This window comes from Zymobacter palmae, assembly GCF_003610015.1.
GTDB classification, from domain to species: domain Bacteria; phylum Pseudomonadota; class Gammaproteobacteria; order Pseudomonadales; family Halomonadaceae; genus Zymobacter; species Zymobacter palmae.
Genome location: NZ_AP018933.1, coordinates 1,519,818 through 1,542,997, shown reverse-complemented (window position 1 = coordinate 1,542,997; position 23,180 = coordinate 1,519,818). Strand labels below are relative to the sequence as shown.

Annotated in this window: 21 protein-coding genes; 14 read left to right on the top strand and 7 right to left on the bottom strand. The window is 56.6% G+C overall.

Translation table 11 applies throughout. The features are described from left to right. Positions 1-202 precede the first annotated feature (202 nt). From ZBT109_RS06920 to lipA, 12 genes are all read left to right on the top strand, one after another. Complete coding sequence (locus tag ZBT109_RS06920) at positions 203-1,474, top strand: glutamate-5-semialdehyde dehydrogenase (protein ID WP_027705765.1); 1,272 nt, start codon at positions 203-205, stop codon at positions 1,472-1,474. Beyond that, positions 1,467-2,120, top strand: a complete 654-nt coding sequence (gene nadD, locus ZBT109_RS06915) for a nicotinate-nucleotide adenylyltransferase (RefSeq protein ID WP_027705764.1) — start codon at positions 1,467-1,469, stop codon at positions 2,118-2,120. Before ZBT109_RS06920 ends, nadD begins: the two co-directional genes overlap by 8 nt. Positions 2,121-2,345: 225 nt before the next feature. Next, positions 2,346-2,708: a ribosome silencing factor gene (rsfS, locus tag ZBT109_RS06910; RefSeq protein WP_027705763.1), complete on the top strand. Its 363-nt coding sequence runs from the start codon at positions 2,346-2,348 to the stop codon at positions 2,706-2,708. Beyond that, the gene (gene rlmH / locus ZBT109_RS06905; RefSeq protein ID WP_027705762.1) at positions 2,705-3,172 is read left to right on the top strand and encodes a 23S rRNA (pseudouridine(1915)-N(3))-methyltransferase RlmH; all 468 of its coding nucleotides are present in this window, start codon (positions 2,705-2,707) and stop codon (positions 3,170-3,172) included. Before rsfS ends, rlmH begins: the two co-directional genes overlap by 4 nt. Before the next feature lie 38 nt (positions 3,173-3,210). Continuing rightward, positions 3,211-5,160, top strand: a complete 1,950-nt coding sequence (mrdA, locus tag ZBT109_RS06900; protein ID WP_051524048.1) for a penicillin-binding protein 2 — start codon at positions 3,211-3,213, stop codon at positions 5,158-5,160. 69 nt (positions 5,161-5,229) lie between these two features. Beyond that, positions 5,230-6,312: a rod shape-determining protein RodA gene (rodA, locus tag ZBT109_RS06895; RefSeq protein ID WP_408646090.1), complete on the top strand. Its 1,083-nt coding sequence runs from the start codon at positions 5,230-5,232 to the stop codon at positions 6,310-6,312. Between the two features lie 73 nt (positions 6,313-6,385). Then, positions 6,386-7,429 carry a lytic murein transglycosylase B gene (gene mltB / locus ZBT109_RS06890; RefSeq protein ID WP_197714322.1) on the top strand — a complete coding sequence of 348 codons (1,044 nt, stop codon included), beginning with the start codon at positions 6,386-6,388 and terminating at the stop codon, positions 7,427-7,429. Between the two features lie 28 nt (positions 7,430-7,457). Beyond that, the gene (locus ZBT109_RS06885; RefSeq protein WP_038278926.1) at positions 7,458-8,327 is read left to right on the top strand and encodes a septal ring lytic transglycosylase RlpA family protein; all 870 of its coding nucleotides are present in this window, start codon (positions 7,458-7,460) and stop codon (positions 8,325-8,327) included. A gap of 79 nt (positions 8,328-8,406) precedes the next feature. Beyond that, positions 8,407-9,657 carry a D-alanyl-D-alanine carboxypeptidase family protein gene (locus tag ZBT109_RS06880; RefSeq protein ID WP_084261874.1) on the top strand — a complete coding sequence of 417 codons (1,251 nt, stop codon included), beginning with the start codon at positions 8,407-8,409 and terminating at the stop codon, positions 9,655-9,657. 394 nt (positions 9,658-10,051) lie between these two features. Continuing rightward, positions 10,052-10,378 (top strand): HP0495 family protein, encoded by a 327-nt coding sequence (locus ZBT109_RS06875; RefSeq protein ID WP_084261873.1) that lies wholly within the window; start codon positions 10,052-10,054, stop codon positions 10,376-10,378. A gap of 14 nt (positions 10,379-10,392) precedes the next feature. Continuing rightward, positions 10,393-11,130 (top strand): lipoyl(octanoyl) transferase LipB, encoded by a 738-nt coding sequence (gene lipB, locus ZBT109_RS06870; protein WP_051524092.1) that lies wholly within the window; start codon positions 10,393-10,395, stop codon positions 11,128-11,130. Beyond that, entirely contained in the window at positions 11,127-12,095 is a 969-nt protein-coding gene (gene lipA / locus ZBT109_RS06865) for a lipoyl synthase (protein ID WP_027705757.1), read from the top strand. The genes lipB and lipA overlap by 4 nt, the downstream gene beginning before the upstream one ends. Positions 12,096-13,694: 1,599 nt before the next feature. Here the strand turns inward: lipA and ZBT109_RS06855 are convergent. The 7 genes from ZBT109_RS06855 to ZBT109_RS06825 form a co-directional block, all read right to left on the bottom strand. Then, a complete protein-coding gene (locus ZBT109_RS06855) occupies positions 13,695-13,913 on the bottom strand; it encodes a DUF1737 domain-containing protein (protein ID WP_038278923.1) in 219 nt (72 codons plus the stop codon). Between the two features lie 228 nt (positions 13,914-14,141). Then, positions 14,142-14,708 carry a phosphatase PAP2 family protein gene (locus tag ZBT109_RS06850; RefSeq protein WP_324603189.1) on the bottom strand — a complete coding sequence of 189 codons (567 nt, stop codon included), beginning with the start codon at positions 14,706-14,708 and terminating at the stop codon, positions 14,142-14,144. After that, a complete protein-coding gene (locus tag ZBT109_RS06845) occupies positions 14,698-15,903 on the bottom strand; it encodes a glycosyltransferase family 4 protein (protein ID WP_324603188.1) in 1,206 nt (401 codons plus the stop codon). The genes ZBT109_RS06850 and ZBT109_RS06845 overlap by 11 nt, the downstream gene beginning before the upstream one ends. Positions 15,904-15,911: 8 nt before the next feature. Then, on the bottom strand, positions 15,912-16,883 hold the full coding sequence (locus tag ZBT109_RS06840) for a M23 family metallopeptidase (RefSeq protein ID WP_084261872.1): 972 nt from the start codon (positions 16,881-16,883) through the stop codon (positions 15,912-15,914). Positions 16,884-16,941: 58 nt separating this feature from the next. Beyond that, positions 16,942-17,745, bottom strand: a complete 804-nt coding sequence (locus ZBT109_RS06835) for an inositol monophosphatase family protein (protein WP_027705752.1) — start codon at positions 17,743-17,745, stop codon at positions 16,942-16,944. 57 nt (positions 17,746-17,802) lie between these two features. Further along, the gene (locus tag ZBT109_RS06830; protein ID WP_027705751.1) at positions 17,803-18,339 is read right to left on the bottom strand and encodes a response regulator transcription factor; all 537 of its coding nucleotides are present in this window, start codon (positions 18,337-18,339) and stop codon (positions 17,803-17,805) included. Between the two features lie 66 nt (positions 18,340-18,405). Further along, positions 18,406-19,668 carry an ATP-binding protein gene (locus ZBT109_RS06825; protein WP_027705750.1) on the bottom strand — a complete coding sequence of 421 codons (1,263 nt, stop codon included), beginning with the start codon at positions 19,666-19,668 and terminating at the stop codon, positions 18,406-18,408. 314 nt (positions 19,669-19,982) lie between these two features. Here ZBT109_RS06825 and pepN point away from each other — a divergent pair, with 314 nt between their 5' ends. Further along, positions 19,983-22,622 (top strand): aminopeptidase N, encoded by a 2,640-nt coding sequence (gene pepN / locus ZBT109_RS06820; RefSeq protein ID WP_027705749.1) that lies wholly within the window; start codon positions 19,983-19,985, stop codon positions 22,620-22,622. A 123-nt stretch (positions 22,623-22,745) separates the two neighbouring features. Beyond that, complete coding sequence (locus ZBT109_RS06815; protein WP_038278918.1) at positions 22,746-23,150, top strand: cytidine deaminase; 405 nt, start codon at positions 22,746-22,748, stop codon at positions 23,148-23,150. The last annotated feature ends 30 nt before the right edge of the window (positions 23,151-23,180 follow it).

Sequence of the window (23,180 nt, the reverse complement as noted above, 5' to 3'; positions counted from 1 at the left end):
AGTGAAAGTCTTATCGGCGGAAAAATGATGAAAACGGGCCAGTTACGCACGGCCTTTGAGTGCGACATACCGCCAAATGAAGGTTACTATAGCGCAAACCGTCTGATCCGTAGAGTCCCTTGTAGCGGGTAGGGGCTTGATTTATCGCGGCATTGGATGAATGTATCTTCAGTCAGAACACAGCTGAATCTAGGAGGCCAGCATGACCGATGCTCTGCAGGACACACATTCCTATATGCTTGAACTGGGTCGCCGAGCACGCAGCGTTGCCGCAACGCTAGCGCTGGCGTCCACGCGCCAGAAGAACGATGCATTGCTGGCGGCAGCGGCGCACATCGACGCTGATCGCGCCCATATCCTCGCAGCCAACCTGCGCGATGTCGAACAGGCAAAAGCGCGTCAGCTGCCAACGGCTCGTATCGAACGCTTGGTGCTTACTGATGCTCGCATTGACGGTATCATCGCGGGCCTGCGTCAGGTCGCCAATCTTGATGACCCCGTTGGTGCCGTCGATGGCATGCGTACGCGTCCCAATGGGCTGAAGATCGGCAAGATGCGGGTCCCGCTAGGCGTTATTGGCATCATCTATGAGTCTCGCCCCAATGTTACCGCAGATGCCGCGGCCTTGTGTCTGAAATCGGGCAATGCCTGCATTCTGCGCGGTGGTTCTGAAGCCCGCGAATCCAATGCAGCGCTAGCCAAATGTCTGTATGCAGGCCTGCGTGATGCCGGGCTGCCCGAGTCTGCCGTACAGGTTGTCGAAACCACCGACCGTGCTGCGGTCGATACGCTGGTGACGATGTCGGACTATGTCGATGTCATCATCCCTCGGGGCGGTAAGGGGCTGATCAAGCGCATCTCCGAACAGGCGCGCGTGCCGGTCATCAAGCACCTAGACGGCAACTGCCATATGTACGTCGATGAAACGGCGGATCTAGCGCTGGCGGAAAAGGTCGCCATTAATGCCAAATGCTATCGTTATGGTATCTGCGGTGCACTGGAAACCCTGCTGATTGACGTCAGAGTGGCCGAGCGCTTCCTGCCGGTAATCGCTAAGGCATTTGCAGAGCGCGAAGTCTCTCTGCGTGGCTGTGAGCGTAGTCGTGCCATTGTGTCTGGCCTTGAAGCCGCAACAGAAGACGATTGGGCGACCGAATATCTGGGACCGATTCTAGCTGTGCGTATCGTTGATGGTCTGGACGACGCCATGGCGCACATCAACCGCTACGGCTCACAGCATACTGATGCCATCATCTCGACCGACATCAACCGTATCCAGCACTTTATGGCGGGGGTTGATTCCAGTTCTGTTGTGGCCAATGCGCCGACCTGTTTCGCGGACGGTTTTGAGTATGGCCTAGGGGCCGAGATCGGTATTTCAACCGGCAAGTTGCACGCTCGCGGCCCCGTCGGGTTGGAAGGTCTGACTTCGCAGAAATACATCGTATTTGGGCAGGGGCAGTGCCGTGGCTGATGCTGTACGAATCGCCATGTTTGGTGGCACGTTCAACCCCGTTCATGTGGGGCATCTGCGTGCTGCCATCGAACTGCGGGAACAGCTGGCGCTTGATCAGGTCCATATGATCGTGAACCGCGAGCCACCGCACCGTCAGGTGCCCGGTGTCTCCGGGCAGGATCGGTTTGCCATGCTGTCTGCAGCGGTTGCGCCGCTGGACGGCATCGTGGCCGATGCTCGCGAGCTGGAGCGTGAGGGGCCTTCCTATACGGTAGATACCCTGCGCTCGCTGCGAGACCAGTACGGCGCCGATGCTCGTCTGATGATGGTCGTCGGAGTGGATGCTTTCCTTGGATTAGCTAGCTGGCGTCAGCCCGATGTACTGTTCTCGCTGGCGCATATCGTCGTGATTCAGCGCCCCGGTGCCGAACTGGTACTGAGCGACGAAGTGGCGGCGCTAGTTGACGGCCGCAAGGCCGATGGCATTGACGATTTGATGGCGTGTACGTCGGGTTGTTATCTACCGTTGCGCTTGCCAACGCCGATTGAGCTTTCGGCGACAGCCATCCGTGAACGTCTGGCGCTCGAGCAAGACACACGTTACCTGCTGGCACCTGAAGTGCTGAGCGTGATCGCTGAACGTCAGCTATACCGTCAGCAATAAGTGTGTGGTGCCGACGGTCAGCCTTGCACCAGCATGTGATGATCGTGGGTGCCAACGACACGCTACTCGACGAAGAAGGGCAGCAATAGCCGCCTTCTTTGATAAAAAAGATGTCTGAACAGGCGAAGCGGGGCGAAAAAAACGGTAAGATGCGCTCTTTCCGCGGTTATCGGCCCAGATGTACCGCTTTTTCAGGCAATGCTACTGAACGATTGATTGGATAACATGCAGACACAAGCTTTGAAGACACTGGTCGTCGACGCCTTGGAAGACCTCAAAGGTAAAGATATCGTCGTGTTGGATGTCGCTCATATGACGAGCGTCACTGATTTTATGGTTATCGCGAGCGGTACCTCCTCTCGTCACGTTTCCGCTATGGCAGACAACGTCGTCGAAAAAGCCAAACACGCGGGTATGCAGCCGTTGGGTGTTGAAGGGCGTCAGGCACAGGACTGGGTGCTGGTCGACCTTGGCGATGTCGTTGCTCACGTGATGACGGCGGAAGCCCGTGAGCACTACGACCTGGAACGCCTGTGGGGCGAACTGCCCATTTCTACGCGCGACAATGCGGAAGGTGGGCAGGCGTGAAACTCCGTATCCTCGCTGTCGGCACCAAAATGCCGGACTGGGTGGAAACGGGTGTCGAGACGTATGTCAAACGAATGCCGCGCGACTGCGCTATCGAGTTTATTGAGATAGCGCCGGGTAATCGCGGCAAGAATGCGGATATCGCCAGAGCGATGGCCCAGGAAGGGGATCGCATGCTGAGCCATATTCGCGATAGCGATCATATCGTGGCGCTTGATGTCAAAGGTCGCACATGGGACACGCACAAGCTGTCGCATGAGCTTGACGGGTGGCGTATGCAGGGTGGCGATGTCGCCCTGCTGATCGGCGGCCCGGACGGCCTTGATCCGCGCTGTCTGGCCAAGGCCCATCAGCGCTGGTCGCTGTCAGCATTGACGCTGCCTCATCCGCTGGTACGTATCGTACTGGCCGAGCAGCTTTATCGTGCGTGGACCCTGTTGGTAGGCCATCCTTACCACCGTTAGTCTGTCGTTTCTTCCCGTTTACCCTGCTGTTGAAGGTCATGCTGCGTACACTGATTACCCGTCTTCGAGACAAGGACAACAAGCCCACGCGCATCAAGGATACGGCAGAGGAAGTCGCCCTGTTTCGCGGCCGCTGTCTGGCAGCGGCCGCCATGGTTGTCCTGATGACCTGTGGCATCATGGCCCGCATGGTCTATCTGCAGGTCTTCCAGCATGAAGAATTTCTGGTTCGATCCGACAACAACCGCATTCGTATTGAGCCACTGCCGCCCACCCGTGGATTGATCTACGACCGAGAAGGGCGTCTGCTGGCCGAAAACCGTCCCACCTACAACCTGATCATGGTGCGCGAGCGCTCCGGTGATGTGACCCAGACGCTGGAAACGCTGATGTCCGTGCTGGAATTGCCGCAGGACATGCTTGACGAGTTGAAAGACCGTTCGCTCCAGCGTCAGCGCCCGTTCCAGCCCGCCGTTCTTTTGAGCGATCTCAGCGAAGGCCAGATCGCACGTCTTGCGCTCAACCGCTACCGCTTGCCCGGCCTTGATGTCGAGGCGCAGCTGCTGCGCTATTACCCTGACAGCGATGTGATGGCCCATGTGCTGGGCTACGTCGGCCGCATCAGTCAGGATGACCTTACACGCCTTGACCCCGATAGCTATGCCGGTACCCATTTTGTCGGCAAGATCGGTGTCGAACGTTTTTACGAAAAGGAATTGCACGGTCAGGCGGGCATGCGTCAGCTTGAAGCCAATGCCCGTGGCCGTCTGTTGGGCGAACTGAGCCGCACGCCGCCGGTACGGGGCAAGGATGTCATCCTGACTATCGACAGTGCGCTTCAGCACAAGGCCTACGAAGAACTGTCTGGGCGACGCGGTGCGATCGTGGCCATTGATCCCAAAACGGGCGGCATTCTAGCAATGGCTTCCTCGCCGGGATTCGATGCCAACATGTTCGTGACCGGCATCAGCCGCAAGGATTACCAGTCACTTCAGGATGACAAAGACCTGCCGCTCTACGCACGTGCCGTGCAGGGGCGTTATCCGCCAGCATCGACCATCAAGCCGTATATGGCACTGGCTGGCTTGGATTCAGGCGTGGTGACGCCCGGTGATGCGGTCAACGACCCGGGCTTCTACGAGCTGCCCAATGACCCCAGTCATCACAAGTACCGCAACTGGTTCCGCTGGGGGCACGGTCGGGTTGACATGCCGCGCGCCATCTTGCTGTCCAACGACACCTACTTCTTCAATCTGGCCCACAATTTGGGCATCGAGCGTATGAGTGCGTTCATGCACCGTTTCGGTTTTGGTGAAGAGCACTCGCTTGATGTATGGGGCGCCGGTTCAGGCACCATGCCTGATCCCGAGTGGAAGCGCCGTCGCTACAAGCGCGAGCGCGACAAAGTATGGTTCCCGGGTGAAACGCTCTCTGCCGGTATCGGTCAGGGGTATATGTCGGCCACGCCGCTTCAGATTGCAACGGCAGCGGCCGTGCTGGCCAATCGTGGGAAATGGGTGCGTCCGCATCTGGCGGCGCGTATCGGCACGCACGACGTGCTACCCCCGTTCCCCGATACGCCACCCGATATCGATATCAACTACCCCAATGCGTGGAATATCGTCATCAATGCTATGAAAGGGGTCGCGGATAATTCCGATGTACTGCGCGATGGGCGTCACTATACCTTGGCGGCCAAGACCGGTACGGCACAGGTCTTCACGGTGGCACAGGACAAGCGCTACAACGCTGCCGAGGTCGATGAGCGTAAACGTGACCACGCACTGTTTATCGGTTTCGCGCCGGTTGAGAATCCCCAGATTGCCGTGGCGGTCATTGTCGAAAACGCGGGGTGGGGCGGTAAGATTGCCGGTCCGATCGGGCGTCATATCATCGACGAGTGGATGAAGCCTGGGGCTGAACACGAGGTAAAAATCCTGTCGGGACATCACGATGAAACACTGTCGGTACCCGGCGAGATCGAATAGAACTCAGGATACGTTATGAAGGGTTGGTTGCGAACGTTCTACCAGCGACGCCATGCGCGTGGCGACAGCATGGGCTTTGGCATGTTGCACATTGATCCTTGGCTGTTGCTGTCATTGATGCTGACCATGGCCGGTGGGCTAGTGGTGCTGTACAGTGCCAGCGGCGAAGCGCGTCTGTACGTTGAAGCGCAGGCGCTGCGTTTCGTACTGGCGTTCGTGGTCATGGCGATCATTGCACAGATTCCGCCGGTGACGATGCAGCGCTGGGCGCCGGCCATGTACGTGCTGGTTACCCTGATGCTGGTGGCCGTGGCTGTCACGGGTTACCACGCGATGGGGGCTAAGCGCTGGCTAGAAATTCCTGGCGTAATGCGTTTTCAGCCCTCTGAGTTCATGAAAATCGTGATGCCGATGATGCTGGCCAGTTACCTATCGCGACGTTCGATTCCGATGAGCTGGCCTGATCTTGGTGTGTGCGTGTTGATCATGATGGTGCCAGTACTGCTGATCGCGCGCCAGCCTGATCTTGGAACGGCATTGCTGATCTTTGCCGCCGCCATGTTTGTCATCTTTCTGGCCGGCATTTCTTGGCGCCTGGTCTTCATCAGTGTGCTGGTCATCGGCGCGGCATTGCCACTGCTGTGGTTCAACATGCATGACTATCAGCGCCAGCGTGTACTGACCTTCCTCAACCCTGAAATGGATCCGCTGGGATCCGGCTGGAACATTATCCAGTCTAAGACTGCCATCGGTTCCGGCGGGCTGTTTGGCAAGGGCTGGATGGACGGCACACAAGCACAGCTGCAGTTCCTGCCTGAGCGCCATACCGACTTTATCGTGGCCGTGCTGGCAGAAGAATTTGGCATGGTCGGCATGATCTTATTGATGATTGGGTATCTAATGATTGTTGGGCGCGGCCTCTATATGGCGTATTGCGCTCAGGACACCTTCGGTCGTCTGTTAGCAGGTAGTCTGATCCTGACCTTCTTTATTTACGTATTCGTAAACATTGGGATGGTCAGCGGCATCTTGCCGGTAGTGGGCGTGCCACTGCCGCTAGTAAGTTACGGTGGGACATCGAGTATCACGCTAATGGCCGGGTTTGGCATCGTGATGTCGATACACACGCACCGTCGCTTACTGCGGCCCTGATTACGCCCCCGACCCTTTTCAACGCCGTATGGACGGACGACGTAGCGATGCCCTTCGAACAAAGGAGTGAAGGATGGGTAATAGAGCGATGATGCAGAATGTCGGTGGTTACGGTGCCCGAATGGGTGCTGCCGCGCTGTTGTGGATGTCAGCAGTGGCTGCCGTGCAGGCCGCGGACTTTCCGGCTACCGAACCTGCGATCAAGCAGTTCATTGAAACGACGGCCCGCGAACAGCAGATTCCTGTTGAACAGGTGCGCCGTGCGGTCGAAGCCGCTACGTTCCAGCCCAGCATTATCGCTGCGATCAGTAAACCCGCCGAGAAGCGTCTGCGCTGGGATGAGTACCGTAACCTGTTCATGCAGCAGTCGCGTATCGACAAGGGTGCCGATTTCGTGATGCAGAACTTGCCCGCGATGGAACGTGCCGAACGTGAGTACGGCGTACCGCGTGAGATTATTGCCGCCATCATCGGCGTCGAAACGGGCTATGGCGCCAACACGGGAAAATACCGTGTGGTTGATGCTTTGGGGACGCTGGCCTTCCGCTATCCTGCCCGTTCGGCCTTCTTCAGTAAGGAGCTGAGCGCTTATCTGAAGCTCACCAGCGAGCAGAAGCTGGATCCGTTGGCGTATAAGGGGTCTTATGCCGGAGCAATGGGCTACCCGCAGTTCATGCCATCCAGCTACCGTGCCTACGCAGTGGATTACACCGGTGACGGTATCCGCGATATCTGGAACTCGCCGGCGGATGCTATCGGCAGCGTGGCGCATTACTTCCAAGCACACGGCTGGAAGTCTGGTGAAAGCGTAGTGTTGACCGCGACGGGGCCGCAGCAGCCCCCCGAAGGTCTTGATTACAACCGCCCTGAAGCACCGTATCGCACCGTGGCCGAACTTGAAGCCAAGGGCATCCATGGCAGTGCAGCACTGCCTGCCGATACCCGCGTCATTCCGCTGGCTTTTGAGCTGAGCGATGGCAGCGTGGAGTACGATATCGGGCTGCATAATTTTTACGTGATTACTCGTTACAATCACAGCCCACTTTACGCAATGGCGGTGACTTCCCTTGCTAAGCAGATCCAGAATACATTGGCGCAGCGTCAAGCCCAGCACTAAGGCGCTTCGTTGCGGTTGGGCGGTCGGATTGATCCTGTTGCTGGCCGGGTGCGCGTCTCATCAGCATCGCTATGCATCTCGCTCTGACAGCTACCCGACGGACCAGCGCGATCTGAGCCAAGTCAAGGATGCGGTACCGCATTACGAGCCGCGTGCGCGTTCGGGCAACCAGCCGCTCTACACCGTGCTGGGCAAGCGTTATAGTGTGTTGCCCAGTGCGCAGGGGTATGTCGAAGAAGGGCAGGCTTCCTTTTACGGTAACAAGTTTCATGGCTACGCTACGTCGAGTGGCGAACCCTATGATATGTATGCCATGACGGCGGCGCATAAGCAGCTGCCGCTGCCCAGCTACGCGCGGGTAACCAACCTTGATAATGGGCGCTCGGTTGTAGTACGCGTTAACGATCGAGGGCCGTTCCATGATGGCCGCATTCTTGATCTGTCCTATGCCGCCGCATGGCGTTTGGGCATCGCGGCTAAGGGAACAGGGCATGTGAGGGTCGAAGGCATCGACCCTTTGGCGCTATCATCGCCCGCTGCGGCAGCCGTTGCGGCCAAGTCCGTACCAGCAGCACCATCGACCTCGGCGAACCTCCCGCCTGCTGCCGTTGTCTCACCGACGGCACCGCCTCGTGTAGCGGCCAGTACGGTTGCGGCAGGCAGTATGGGCGGCGGAAAGATGCTGCAGGTGGCGGCGCTAAGCTCCGAACAGAATGCACGGCAGCTTCGAGCGCAGCTGAGTTCGCGCTTGTCGCTGCCGGTCGCTGTACAGAAAACGCGCGATATCTATCGTATCCATGTGGGGCCTTTTCATGATGAAGTGGCGCTGGTGGCCGCCCGAGAAGCACTTAACAACGCCGGATACGCTCACCCGATTGAGGTGGACGCGGTGCCTTGACTGTCACCACCGCATGGATGCACGTTTTTGACGGTAATTGACGTACCGTTCCACGACTGGACAACAGGAAATAGAAATCATGAACAAGAGTGCTTCATCCGTTCGCCGCTCCCGTGTCTGGGTGTTGGCGGCCATGCTGGGTATGACACCGGTGATGGCAGGCTCAAGCCTGCTGGCTCATGCGGAAGATGCACCTGCCGTCCCTCAGAGCCAGCAGTCGCTGCCGCCCAACCTGCCGCCGCTCAATCTGGCGACGGCCGTGCCGGCACCGCCACAGTTGGCGGCAACCTCGTGGTTGCTGATGGATGCGCGTACGGGCCAGGTGTTGATCGAACACGATTCTCACAAACGTGTTCCGCCGGCCAGCCTGACCAAGCTGATGACGGCCTACATCGCCGAGTACCGCACGGCACAGGGCCAGCTGCCTGAAGAGACTCCTGTGCTGGTCAGTGAGCATGCTTGGCGTACCGGTGGTTCGCGCATGTTCCTGCGCGTTGGCACCACCGTGCCGGTCAGCGAGCTGATGAAAGGGATCGTCATTCAGTCCGGTAATGATGCCAGCGTCGCAATGGCTGAGCATATTTCCGGCTCCGAAGACACTTTTGCTGCACTGATGAACAGTATGGCGCAAGCGCTGGGCATGAAGGATTCCCACTTCATGAACGCGACGGGACTGCCGCACGACGACCATTATTCGACGGCATATGACCTTGCTATCCTAGCGCGCCACATCGTCAACGACTATCCCGAGCATGCCTCTCTCTATGCTCAGAAAGAGTTCACCTACAACAATATCCGTCAGCCGAACCGCAACCTGTTGCTGTATCGCGATGCGCGCGTGGACGGCCTGAAAACCGGTCACACTGACGCTGCGGGCTATTGCATGGTGGCTTCTGCCAAGCAGGGTGACATGCGTTTGATCGCTGTCGTGATGGGGACTACCTCCGAGCAGGCGCGTGCGGTTGAAACGCAGAAGTTGCTCAACCACGGCTTCCTGTACTACACCACGCAGCACCTGTATCAGAAAGGGCCGATCAACAACGACCTGCGTGTTTGGGGCGGTGAAAAGAATCACCTGAAAGTAGGCTTCGAGAGCGACGTCTACGCGACACTGCCGCGTGGCGATGCGCCGCTGACCCAGCATACCGATCTGCCTTCCAGTGTCGATGCCCCTGTTCACAAAGGGCAGACGCTGGGCTCTATGACCATCCGTCGTGGTGATCAAGCGCTTGTTCAGGTGCCGCTGGTCGCCCTGGAAGAGGTCGAGGAAGCGGGCTTCTTTGGCCGCCTCTGGGACAGTATTGTACGTTTCTTTGTCAATCTGTTCTGATGCTAGGCATCGGTTGACGCTCAACATGGTGCCCAGAAACACCATGTTGATGTGAAACGAACCCCACGGTGGCGAAGCGCCCTGTGGGGTTCGTCGTTTCAGCTGTTTCGAAGTGCGGAGCGCAGTCGACAGCTTGCTGTTGCAAAAAATCGCGACAAACACCTTGATCATAATAGCCATTGCCCATACTACATAGCGCTATATTATCGTTATGGTGAGTGTCTTAGCGCAGGCTTTACGAGCGGCACGGCGTGATTACCACCATGACGATGACCCGCCCGCAGGATCAATGTATCCTTTAAGGCAATAGAGTGGGGCGCAGCAGCGCTTTTCACCGACGCATTCAACGCTAAGCGGTTTTAAAGTGCCGCTTGGCCTGGCATAGAGACATGATATGAGCGACAACCAGAACACTGAGCAGAAGAGTACTGAGGTGCTGGGTATGCAGGGCGATGGCGGCCAGCCGGCGCCAAAGATTGAATTTCCCTGCGACTACTCGTTGAAAATCGTTGGTGATCACGATGACGGTTTCCAGCCGGCTATCGTCGAGGTGCTCAAGCGTTTCGATAGCGGCTTCAACGAAGCCAATCTGAGCCACCAGGACAGCCGTACTGGCCGTTTCCGTTCACTGCGTGCCACCATCACGGCAACAAGCGAAGAGCAGCTTAAGGCGCTGTTCGAAGCGCTCAAGGCCACGGGTCGCGTACACATGGTGCTGTGAGGTATATGCCCGAGATGCCCATAGCCACGCCACAGCCGACGCATTCTTTTGATCTTTATCGACTGGGGATGCGCGCTTATCAGCCTGTTTGGCAGACCATGCGCCAGTACACGGATCAGCGTCAGCGCGATGATCGGGATCAGCTGTGGCTGGTCGAACACCTGCCGGTATTTACGCAAGGGCAGGCAGGCAAGCCCGAGCATGTACTGATGCCGGGTGACATTCCCGTCGTGCAGAGCGACCGTGGTGGTCAGGTGACGTATCACGGCCCTGGCCAACTGATCGCCTACCTGATGTTTGATCTCAAGCGCTGTGGCATCGGCGTGCGGTCAATGGTTACGGCGCTTGAGCAGAGCGTTATCGACGCACTGGCACAGCACGGCATAGTGGCCTTTGCGCGTCCTGACGCGCCGGGTGTCTATGTTGATCGTGCTGATGGCTCACTGGCCAAGATCGCATCACTGGGGCTGCGCGTACGTCGCGGCTGTAGTTATCATGGCATCGCGTTCAATCTGGATATGGACCTGTCGCCATTTGAGCGCATCAACCCTTGTGGGTATGCCGGAATGGCGATGACACAGCTGCGTGACCTACTGCCTGCCGGCACGGTCATTGATCGCGCGCAAGAAGCCGACCGCTGGCTGAACTGTCTTGTTCATCAGCTGACCCAACAGTCGACCGCTTTCCTGTTCGCACCTATTGCACAGGAGGGCGATCCCTTTGAATTTTACGAGTCTGGTGGTGAGTCATGAGTGAATCCACTGTAACGCCGAAGCGCGCCGTACAAGGCGTTAAGCTGCGTGGGGCAGAAAAGGTTGCCCGCATCCCAGTCAAGGTCATACCGACGGAAACGCTGCCGCAGAAGCCCGATTGGCTGCGCGTACGTATGCCGGTATCCTCTGAAGTGACCCGTATCAAGCAGACGTTGCGTAAGCACAAGCTGCATACGGTGTGTGAGGAAGCCTCCTGTCCTAACCTAGGAGAATGTTTCCACGGCGGCACAGCCACCTTCATGATCATGGGCGATATTTGCACACGCCGCTGCCCGTTCTGCGATGTGGCGCACGGTCGCCCCAACGTGTTGAACAGCGATGAGCCACGCGAGCTGGCGCAAGCCATCGCCGAGATGAAGCTGCGCTATGTGGTCATCACCTCGGTTGACCGCGACGATCTGCGTGACGGTGGTGCAGGCCATTTTGCTGACTGCGTTTCGGCTATTCGTGCACTCAGCCCCGACATTGAGATCGAAATCCTGGTTCCCGATTTTCGTGGGCGTATGGATGTGGCCATCGATATCCTGGCTGATGCGCCGCCGACCGTTTTCAACCACAACCTTGAGACCGTGCCGTCGCTGTACCGCAAGGTACGCCCGGGGGCCGACTATCAGTGGTCGCTGGATCTGCTGAAGCGCTATAAGGCGCGTCGCCCGGATGTCACAACCAAGTCTGGGCTGATGGTCGGCGTTGGCGAAACGGATGAGCAGATTATTGAGGTCATGCGTGATCTGCGTCGCCATGATGTAGATATGCTGACCATCGGCCAGTACATGCAGCCGTCCAAAAACCACCTAGCGATCGACCGCTGGGTACGCCCCGAAACCTTCAAATGGTTTGAAGAAGAAGGGTTGAAGATGGGCTTCCGCCAAGTTGCTTCCGGCCCGCTCGTGCGCTCCAGCTACCACGCCGACAAGCAGGCCCACGGCGGCCACGTATCGTGATAGCGCTGATCGCCTAGCAATATAGCGATTGCTTGAAAAGCCCTGCCGTTGACGTGTTAGCGGCAGGGCTTTTTTATGCGGTGCACGATAGTCGGTGCTATTGGGGGGAGATAAAAGTGCTGTAGTTCACACAGAGTATTCGGTCTATGGGTTATGCATTTGGGGGAAACTTTAAAAGCCCATTTTGCCTTTGAATTTTGAGGCATGACTGATTAGAGGCCTTTTCTGATGAACTTCGTATGTCATTACCCCATTTCTTTTGCACTAAGAGACTGTTTCATAACCTGAGCGATTACTTTTACCCTTTCTAAAACCTAGCGCAATTTTGTGGTTTGATGTCCCGTCAATGACATGGGTATTGGGTTATGAAACATGCTCTAATGGTCGAGATTCTAGGTATTCTTATTATTACATGCTTCCAGAGCGATCAGTCTCTACCGAATACTGCGCCGCCCCAAAAGCAACAAGGGCATCATCATTTGCTATACCGTGTCGTCTATGTCGGCGTAATGTGCTTGCTTGGAATTTCATTTGTAGATAAAAATAACCGCTGCAGAGGTCGGTGCTACTGGTCGAGGGATAAGTACCAATCGGCGGGTTAATAGTAATGGTATGCGCTCAGTAGCACTTTAGACGTATAAACGGCAGGATTTTTATTATATCTCATGCATGATTTAAGATGTTGTTATGAAATAGCCTGGGAGGCAGTGTGGGTAGCAATACACCTTTTCATAGGGCGTCGAGGCTGATATAGCGGCATAAAGTAGGATTTACTCTTATGGGTAGTGGGAAGGTTGATAAAAGTGATTGTTAGTTCATTGATATAAGCGCTGTCTAAACAGCCACAATGCTTTCTACTGCAACTATGTGTTATGATTGGGCTTGGTTCAATTGGAAGCTTGGGTTTCGTGTGCTGACAATTGGCGTACTATTTTTTATATTAAAACTGAGCAAGGCGGGGGTATAGTTTGTTGATTTTACTGTAATCATTAAGTAATTAAATGTTGTTTTTTTGCATTTCTTATTAGTGACAGTGTTGGGCTTAAAGCGGGGATATGTTATGAAAAGTTATAAAATAATAATTGAAAATATATTGTTTTTTTAAACTGTAGAGAGGTGGGGATGATGATAAAGAATGGTAATAAGTCTTCATTTAATATAGTTTTTAAGTGTGGTTGTGTGCTGCTGACTATTGCAGCTCTTTTTCTATTCCATCTCGCATATGTGGTATATACTATGCCACAAACACATCTCTTTGTACTTTTTTTCAAGTTTATTCCGGTGGCTTTTTTTGCAGTATTGGGACTGATAATGGTAGGCAGTGGTTTGGCTATAAAAGCCTTTAAAAAGTAGTGCTTTATTTATTGTGAGGTGATTGTTTTTACTTAATAATATATAAATATTTTTTTAATTTAACGCATTTATTAATAGTTAAGGGTGTAATATTTTTGATTGATATCATATTGTATCGTAGAGATATTAACAAATTGCCCGTTATGCACCATTAAATGGCAATAACTTAGATCATGTAACAGCCACTATTGAATCTCACTCGATAGCACATGGGCTTCTTATAGTGGTAGTGGCTGTTACTCCTCGTCAGCCGTTCTGTGGCTGCGGGGCGGGGCGATCGGCGGGCCAGATGATCGCTTGAGCGGCGATGACACACTGACGTACGGGGTCATAGGTCAGTGCCGGTGAACCGTGCAGTTCGAAGCCTTGATCCAGTAGTGTCGATACGCGCTGGCAGAAAGCGGCATCGTCAGGGCCGGTTAACAGGCGATAGCGTTTGAATGGGGCAGGTGAAGAAGCAGGCATGGCGATATCCTAAGAAAGCGGCGATCAATATGAACTGAGAGTGCCGCAAGTATGCGGCAGCATCAAGTCCGCGGTCAGTTGAATTAGCCGCCAAAAGTCGCTTTTTTTGGCCCTGCAGACGGGGCGTTGGGGCGTATAGTGAAGGTCTGCGAGGCAAACGCAAAAAGGCAACCCTTCGGGGTTGCCTTTCTTTATTAATGTCTGTGGGGCTCTGAATGATGGGCTGATCTAGCCCAGTAGATTCGGAAAGGCACTGTCGATGGCCAGAATGGACAGTTGCGCCACGCCATAACCGATCAGCGCCCCCGCAATAACATCGCTGATGTAGTGCAGGCCAAGAATGACCCGCGACAACATGACGATAATGGCAAACGGAATAACGCCGATCAAAAGGCGTGGTTCATACTGCCATGCGAGCGTCGTGAACATGACGGCGTGCAGAGTATGGCCGCTGGGGAAGCTGTAGCGATCCAGTGGCGGCATGGTGCACGGAATCAGATCGAACGAAATATATGGCCGTTCGCGACACAGCTTGTTTTTGATCAGTCGATAGAGCAGTCCGCCAATTGCCGCGGAAACACCCCACGAAACGGCCATGATCCACCCCAGTTTGCCGTGCAGTACGGGCAGCATAAGGCAGACGGCAATCCATGCTGGATAGTCGCCCAGCCAGCTCGCTTTCTGCAGCAGCCACAGCACGGGACGATAACTGCCTAGGCGAGTGCAACGGCGGCAGGCTTTCCACTCCAGCATATCGAGATGCTTGAATACTGCATGGCGTCGGTCACGCATCATGAGTCTCCCTGGCCTGATGCAAGTAACGAACGAACGTTTCCGCGATGTGCGGCCACGTCAGGCTTGCCACTCGGTCGCACGCGCACTGCCCGATCGTCCTGATCTGCGACGGCGTCTCGCGAATGGTCCGCACGGCGTCGATAAACGCCTGCTCGTCTCCACAGGGTACCACAAAACCGTTGACCCCATTTTCGATCAGCTCTCCCGCGGCAGCATAGTCGAACGCTACCACACACTGTCCGCTTGCCATCGCTTCAGTGACCACGTTGCCAAACGTCTCGGACAGCGAAGGGAACAGGAAGATATCCCCACTGGCATAGTGGCGTGCCAGATCCTCATTTTGCTGAAAACCGACAAAATGCGCCCACGGTGCGGCTTCTTCGATCTCATGGCGCATGGGGCCATCGCCCACGATGACGGCGATCTGGTCGGGGTGGCGTTCATGCAGTGCGCGCAGTGACGCCACCAACAGTGGAATATTCTTTTCGACAGCCAAGCGCCCGGTATACATGACAACGGGTGTGTCCGGTGTTGCGCCCCATGAGGCACGCAGCGCATCGTCACGGTGCTGAGGAGAGAACCTGCCGTGATCTAGACCGCGCCCCATGACCTGTACATTGCGGTAACCCTGTGCGGTCATGCGCTCGGCCTGCTGGCGGGTGGGTACCAGCGTGGTCAGTGTGCGGTTGTGGAAGCGTTTCAGGAACGCCCCGACAAACGGGCGCACAGCGCGCAGCCAGAGATAGTGGCGGCTGTACTGGTCGAAATTGGTGTGAAAGCCACTCACGACGGGCAGGCGCAGCTGGCGGGCAACGCGCAGTGCCACCATGCCGAGCGGCCCCTCGGTCGCGATATAGACTACGTCGGGGCGGTGTGCACGCCAGAACTGGCGCAGCTTGCGCGGAGGTACCCAGCCGATATTGACCCCTTCGTAATCCTTGACGGGAATCGCCTTGACCTGCAACTCCTCATCGACTCGGGCATCATGTGAGCCGTCTTTGGGCGTGGGCCGTACTAGCTGAAGCGTGTAGTGCTGCGCGTGAAGATAGTGCGACAGCTGTGACAGCGTATGGGTGACGCCATTGATTTCAGGCAGCCAGGTTTCGCTGACGAAAGCCACTTTCATGGGGGCCATCCGAGTGGCGGACAGCGCATGAAGTGACTCATGGTCGATGAAAGCGGGAGGCAAGGGCATAGGATCACTCACTTCAGCAAGCGGCGAGGGTCAATGGGACGACCGCTCTGGCGCACGTCGAACAGCAACTGAGGGGATGCCGTGACATCATCCTGAGCCACCTGACATAGCGGGGTACCCGTCTTGACGCGCTGGCCAGCTTTGACGCTGAGCGAGCCACAGTGCGCGTAGACGGTCTGTATATTGCGGGCATGGTGCACGATCACCACATGGCCCAGCTGGCGCATCGTGCTGGCGAATTGCACACTGCCATCCGCAACGGCAGTGGCCGTCTGGGATGTGCGGGCGGCCAGCATCATGGGTTGTAGGCGGCCGCGATCATCGGGGCCGAACTCGCGTATCACGCGCGGTTCCTGCATTGGCCATGGGCGATGGGTCATCTCGTTGGGCAGTGGAGCCGGTGCAGGTGCTACGCGGGTGGGGGTAGGGCGTGCCGCAGGGGTTTTGGTTGCCGCAGCTGTCCTGTTGACGGTGGCCTGCGAAGACTGTGTGGCTGCTCCGCGCTGTATGCCAGATAGCGTTACCCACTGGCCGATCTCAAGGCGAGGGTTCGGGGGCAGCGAGGGGTTGGCGGCGGCCATTGCCTGTGGCGTCTGATCGAAGTAGTGAGCAATGCTGTACAGCGTGTCGCCACGGCGAACACGATAGCGCATGCGTGCACTGGTCAGCGACGCGCATTCTTCCGCATTGGGTACAAGGATACGTTGCCCGACGCTCAGAGAATCGGCGCGCAGCGAGGGGTTATAGCGCTGTAGGCACGCCGTTGGGCGATTGTTGCGCTGGGCAAGACGGTAAAGCGTTTCGCCGGGTTGTAGCGTTGTCCAGCCACCATCGCCGCCGTTTAACGAGGAGGCTGTGCTGCATCCTGCGAGAAACAGCACGGCGCAAAGAGCGCCGCGCAGAGGATGACGCATCACCATCGACGCGCCAAAAGGAGCCTGCTTCGCGGATGGGCGCACATTAAGGCGGGGTGGCGTCATGAGGCCAGATACCGCGTTGTTCGGGCAGGGATAAGGCAACGCATAGCGAATTCCTGTCTTATTGAGCGGCAAGAAGCGATGCCAGCGATGCCTGCAGCGCGGGTACGCATACCAGCATGTCGCGGCTATATAGAGCAGCCGGAACCGTGTCCGGTACCGGCCCGTAATGGCTGAAACACGCGCCAGCTTCCTGCGCGATCAGCGTGCCCGCGGCCATGTCCCATGGCGAGACGCTTTCGAAATAGCCATCCAGACGTCCGTCGGCAACGTGGCACAGATCAAGCGCCGCCGCACCATTGCGGCGCAGGTCGCGACACTGCATTAGTAAACGGCCAGCCAGTTCAAGCTGGCGTGGACGAGCGCTGCGGTCATAGGCGAAGCCCGTCGCGATCAGCGCTTCATCCAACCGAGTGATCTGCCGACAGTGAATCGGGTGGCCGTTGCGCCATGCGCCCTCTCCGCGAATGGCGGTGAAGGTTTCGTTCAAAAACGGTGCATGCACCACACCAATCTGTGGTTGTCCTTCATCGCACCACGCAATCGACACGGCCACATGGGCATGACCGTGAGCGAAGTTGACGGTGCCATCAATGGGATCGACGACCCACAGCGGTCCTTCGAGCTGGGCACGGGACATGGCATCGGGGGCCAGCTCTTCGGTCAGGCGCGCTTCACCGGGATACATGCCTTCCAGCGCCTGGCTGATCATAGTGTCCAGTTGGACATCAATGTCGGTCACCAGTTCTTCACCACGTTTGAGGCGTGCACCGAAACCGCCGTGTTGGCGTGCTTCAAGCAGTGCATCGCCAGCACGGCGGGCGATGGCTTCGGCAATATGGCATCGCTGGTGAAGAGACATCATGATCGTTTCCTTCCATGCGCTGGATTAAAGAATCATACAGGATCAGTGTAGCAAGGCTTAACGCTTGACCGGGCGTTTCTGCAGCTTGCGTTGCAGAGTGCGACGGTGCATCCCCAGGCTGCGGGCCGTTGCCGAAATATTGCCATCGTTTTCCTGCAGCACGCGTTGGATGTGCTCCCAGGTCAGGCGATTAACGGACGGCGGGTGATCCGCAATCTTGGCATCCGGATCCGGCGCTTCGGTCTTCAGTGCGTGCAGCACCTCATCCGCATCGACCGGTTTGCACAAGTAGTTAGTCGCGCCTAGCTTGATCGCTTCCACCGCCGTCGAAATGCTGGAGTAGCCAGTCAGGATGATCGTTTTGCACTGCGGTACGATGGCCAGCAGTTCCGGCAGCAGTTTCAGGCCGGAGCTTTCCGCCAGCTTGAGGTCGATGGAGGCATAGTCTGGCTGATGCTGACGAGCCATCGATAGCGCCTGATCTGCCGTGTTGGCGACGAAGACAGCGAACCCGCGGCGCTTCATGGCACGCTCCATAACGCGGCAGAAGAGTTCGTCGTCATCGATGATCAGAAAGGAAGTCGGATTGTCCATGGTGTGCTCTCGTGTCATAACTCAGCGTTGACGCTTCTGGTAAATAGCGCGGGGTGGCAGAGCCATTCAGGACAAGGTGCCTGCGCGCGGCAGTGTCACTTCGGTGAGTGTACCACCACCGTCCTGGTTATAGAGTTTCACGCTACCGCCGAAGCGATTGATAGTGGCATGTGTCAAAAACAGTCCGATGCCCATTCCCTTTGAGCGAGAGGTGACGAAAGTCTCACCTAACTTATCGGCGATGTCCATCGGGATGCCCGGGCCGTAGTCGCGGATATCCAGCGTCACCGTATGTTCGTTCCAGTCCAGTGTGATCTTGATCTGATCTGGGCTGGCGTCTGCCGCGTTGTTCAGCAGGTTCATCACGGCCTGTCCCAGCGTGATATCGACATCAATCTGGGCCGAACGGCGCCCGCGCACTTCGAAGTCGTATTCGACGTCGGGGCGCATCACCAACCAGCGCTCAATGACGTTGCCAACCCACAGCGGCGCATCCTGCGTCTCGATGCTACTGGCCTTGCGTTCGGCGCTGGCCGCTAGCGTGCGCAGATGTTGCTTACAGGTATCGACCTGACAGCGGATCATATCGAGATCTTCTTGCACTAGCGGATCGGTAATATCGCTGCGCATCTCGTTCAACAACACCGCGATGGTCGACAACGGGGTGCCCAGTTCATGCGCGGTCAGTGCCGCCTGACTGGCCACTGCCAAAATCTGTTCGTTGCGCAGCGAGGCCTCGCGTGTCTGTGCCAGACTGTGGTCGCGTAGACGCAAGGCACGGGCCATCTTGTAGATGAAGTAGGTCATCAGTGCCGCACACAAGATGAAGTTGAGCCACATGCCCACGATATGCAATGAAAACGGCAGGTTAAAGAAGTGCTGCTCAAGTTGCGGCAGAGGCACATAGAAGTACATCAGCAGCGTGTAGCCGAGAATGGCGAACAGCGCGGTGGTGATTGAGTGCCACCAAGGCAGGGTGGCGGCCGCTATTGTGATCGGAACTAACAGGTAGGTTACGGCAGGGTTGGTAGCACCACCTGTCTGAAAGAAGACGCAGGTCAGTCCCAGCAGGTCAATGATGAGATGCAAGGTGTACTCAAGGTCAGAGACGGGGCGCGTGAGTCCCAGTCGCCACCATGTCACCACGTTGAAGGCCGCCATAAACAAGATGGTAGCCATCACGGATAGGACATTGAGCTGGAACCCCATCACCTCGATACCGAAGATCACGACCAGCAGAAAACCGGTCCATGTGATGCCGCGCATGATGGTCAGACGCATCAGGTTGAGCCGAGGCGTAGACAGCGCAGGAGGAGGTGGAAGCGCCATGAAGTCCTTTCCTTGGGTGAGTGTCAAACATGGATCGTCATTCTACGGCAAACCACAACGCTTGTGACCACCTGTCGCACCGCACTGTGTTGCCTTTTTCGAATTTATCGCATTTATACCGTTATATTGACTCTTGTTTCAAGCAATATTCTAGCTAACGTCCTCTCACTCAACGAGAATTGAAGTCAAGGGTGCGTGTGCGGCGCTAGATCGCTTATGATGAAGACAAACCGTCAACACGCATGTCCAACCATGACTGTGCGATGCGTTGCTTCCTTATTCACTTCATTCATCAGTGCTGGAGTCATTCCGCCATGAGCGAACCCGAAGTCGTCTATCTCAAGGACTATCTCCCACCGGCCTATACCGTCGAGACCACTCATCTCACTTTTGAGCTGGCACCCGAGGATACGCACGTCAAGGCGACGCTGCGAATGAAACGCCATCCCGAACGTGAAGCGGGCGTGCCGCTCGAACTGTTCGGTGCGAACCTTGATCTGCGTGCCATCTCGCTTAATGGCGAAGCGCTGTCCAAGAGCCGTTACCGCATTGACGGAGAACGGCTGATTATTGACGACGTTCCTGATGCTTTCGTGCTTGATACTGAAGTCGTGATTGCGCCCGAGCAGAACACAGCGCTTGAAGGGCTATATCGCTCCAACGGGATGTACTGCACGCAGTGTGAGCCAGAAGGCTTTCGCCGTATCACTTGGTACCCTGATCGCCCAGACGTAATGGCCAAGTTCACCACGACCGTCATTGGCGACAAGGCCACGCTGCCGATACTGCTGTCTAACGGCAACCCCATCGATCAAGGAGACCTGGAAGACGGCCGCCACTTTGTGACATGGGAAGATCCGTTCCCCAAACCGTCTTATCTGTTCGCGCTGGTTGCTGGACAGCTTGAAGTGGTCGAAAGCTATTTCACCACACGCAACGGGCGCACCGTACTGTTGCAGCTGTACGTCGAACCGCAGAACCTGCACAAGACTGAATTCTCGATGGGCGCGCTCAAGCGTGCAATGAAGTGGGACGAAGAGACTTACGGTCGCGAGTATGATCTTGACCGCTTCATGATCGTTGCCGTTGACGACTTCAACATGGGGGCGATGGAAAACAAAGGGCTCAATATCTTCAACAGCTCTGCGGTGTTGGCGAATCCAGAAACCACGATCGACGCAGGATTCCAGCGCATCGAAGGCATCGTGGCGCACGAGTATTTCCATAACTGGTCAGGCAACCGTGTGACCTGCCGTGACTGGTTCCAGCTGGCACTCAAGGAAGGCTTCACGGTCTTTCGTGATCAGACGTTTTCCGCTGATACCAATTCTGCGCCCGTCAAACGTATCGAAGACGTGGCCGTGCTGCGTACCCAGCAGTTCGCCGAAGACGCAGGGCCGACAGCTCACCCTGTGCGCCCTGATCATTTTATCGAGATTTCCAACTTCTACACCCTGACCGTTTACGAGAAAGGGGCCGAAGTGGTGCGCATGCTGCGCAACTTGCTGGGCAAGGAAACGTTCCGCCGCGGTACGGATACCTACTTTGAACGCTTTGATGGTCAGGCCGTACGCGTCGAAGATTTTGTGAACACGATGGCCGATGTCAGTGGCATCGACCTGGGCCAGTTCATGCGCTGGTACGAACAGGCCGGTACCCCGCGTATCGACGTGGCCGAAGAATACGATGCGGAGCGTCAGGAGTACGCTCTGACCTTCCGTCAGCATACGCCGGCCACCCCGGGGCAAGTCGCGGACAGCAAGCAGCCGCTACACATCCCAGTCCGCATGGGGCTGCTCAACGGCCGTGGTAATCCGATCGAGCTGGCCGTTGGCAACGAGCGTCCGGGACACGAAATGGTGCTGGAGCTGCGCGAAGCGGAAGAACGTATCGTCTTCAAGCACGTTGCTGAAAAGCCGACGCCGTCGTTGCTCCGAGGCTTCTCAGCGCCGGTCATTCTGAATTTCCCGTACACGCGTGAACAGCTGGCCTTCTTGGTCAAGTATGATGTGGACGGCTTCAACCGCTGGGATGCCGGGCAGCGGTTGGCACAAGAAGCGATCTTTGACGTCATGCATGCCATTCAGGCCGGTGAAGCGCCGACACTGGACGACACGCTGCTAGATGTCTTTGACTACCTGCTGAAAACGCCAGATCGTGCAGACCGCGCTGTACTGGCCGAAATGCTGCAGTTGCCTTCTGAGGCCTATCTGGCGGGGCAACGGGCACAAGTCGATATCGATGCGATCCATGATGCTCGTGCATTCGTCGAGCGTTCTTTGGCAGAGCAGCTGCACTTCCACTGGCAGGCGCTGTATGAAAGCAATGTGACGAAAGCGGCGTACGAACCGTCATTCGAGCAGATTTCTCATCGTGCACTGAAGAACGTTGCGCTGAGCTATCTGTGTGCGACAGGTGATGAAGACGCGCTGGCATTGGCCGATCAGCAGTTCAAGACAGCGACCAACATGACGGATACGCGGGCTGCGTTGACCCAGTTGGTGCACCGCCATGCCGGTGAGCGTGCTGATGCGGCATTGAAGGCCTTCGAAGCGCGCTGGTCGCACGATCCGCTAGTGATGGATCAGTGGCTGACGTTGCAGGCCACCCAGCCGCACCCGGAGGCACTGGATCGCGTCAAGGCGCTGATGGCACATCCGGCGTTCTCGCTGCGCAACCCGAATCGTGTCCGTGCCTTGATCGGTGCATTTTCACAGCACAACCATGTCAACTTCCACCGTGCTGATGGGGAAGGGTATGCACTGCTGGCAGACATCGTGCTGCAGCTCAATAAAAGCAACCCCGAGATCGCCGCACGCTTGGTACTGCCTCTGACTCGCTATCAGCGTCTGGATGAGGTGCATCAACAGCTGATGCGTGGTGCTCTCGAGCGTATCCGCAACCAATCGTTGTCGCGCAATCTGTATGAAGTGATCGAGAAAGCGCTGGCCTGAAGATTGGGGCAGTGATGAAGGCGGCCTCGCGCATTGGAAGAGCGCGACGAGGTGTCTTCTACTGAACGACCATCACGGCGGGCTGCGTTTAAGGCAGCCCGCTGCATTCAAAGGATATGAACGATGTCGCATGATGCACTGGGCCAAGCACTGATGATTCGCGCACTGGCCGCGCGCGAAAAGGCCTATGCGCCGTATTCGAAATTCCATGTGGGCGCTGCGCTGCAGACTACTACAGGAGAAGTATTCGACGGCTGCAATATTGAGAACTGCTCCTACGGCTTGACGAACTGCGCCGAACGGACGGCCATTTTCAAGGCCGTATCGGAGGGGCATGCCAAGATTTCTGCTCTGGCCGTTGCCGGCGATACCGACGGCCCTATTGCGCCGTGCGGTGCGTGTCGGCAGGTTATCGCTGAGTTTGCCGAGAAGGATACACCGGTATGGCTGACTAACCTGAAAGGTGATGTACAGCAAACGACCGTAGGGGTGCTATTGCCCGGCGCTTTTGATGCCAGTGATCTTTGATCCAGCATCTTTGATAGGACGTCATCGGGT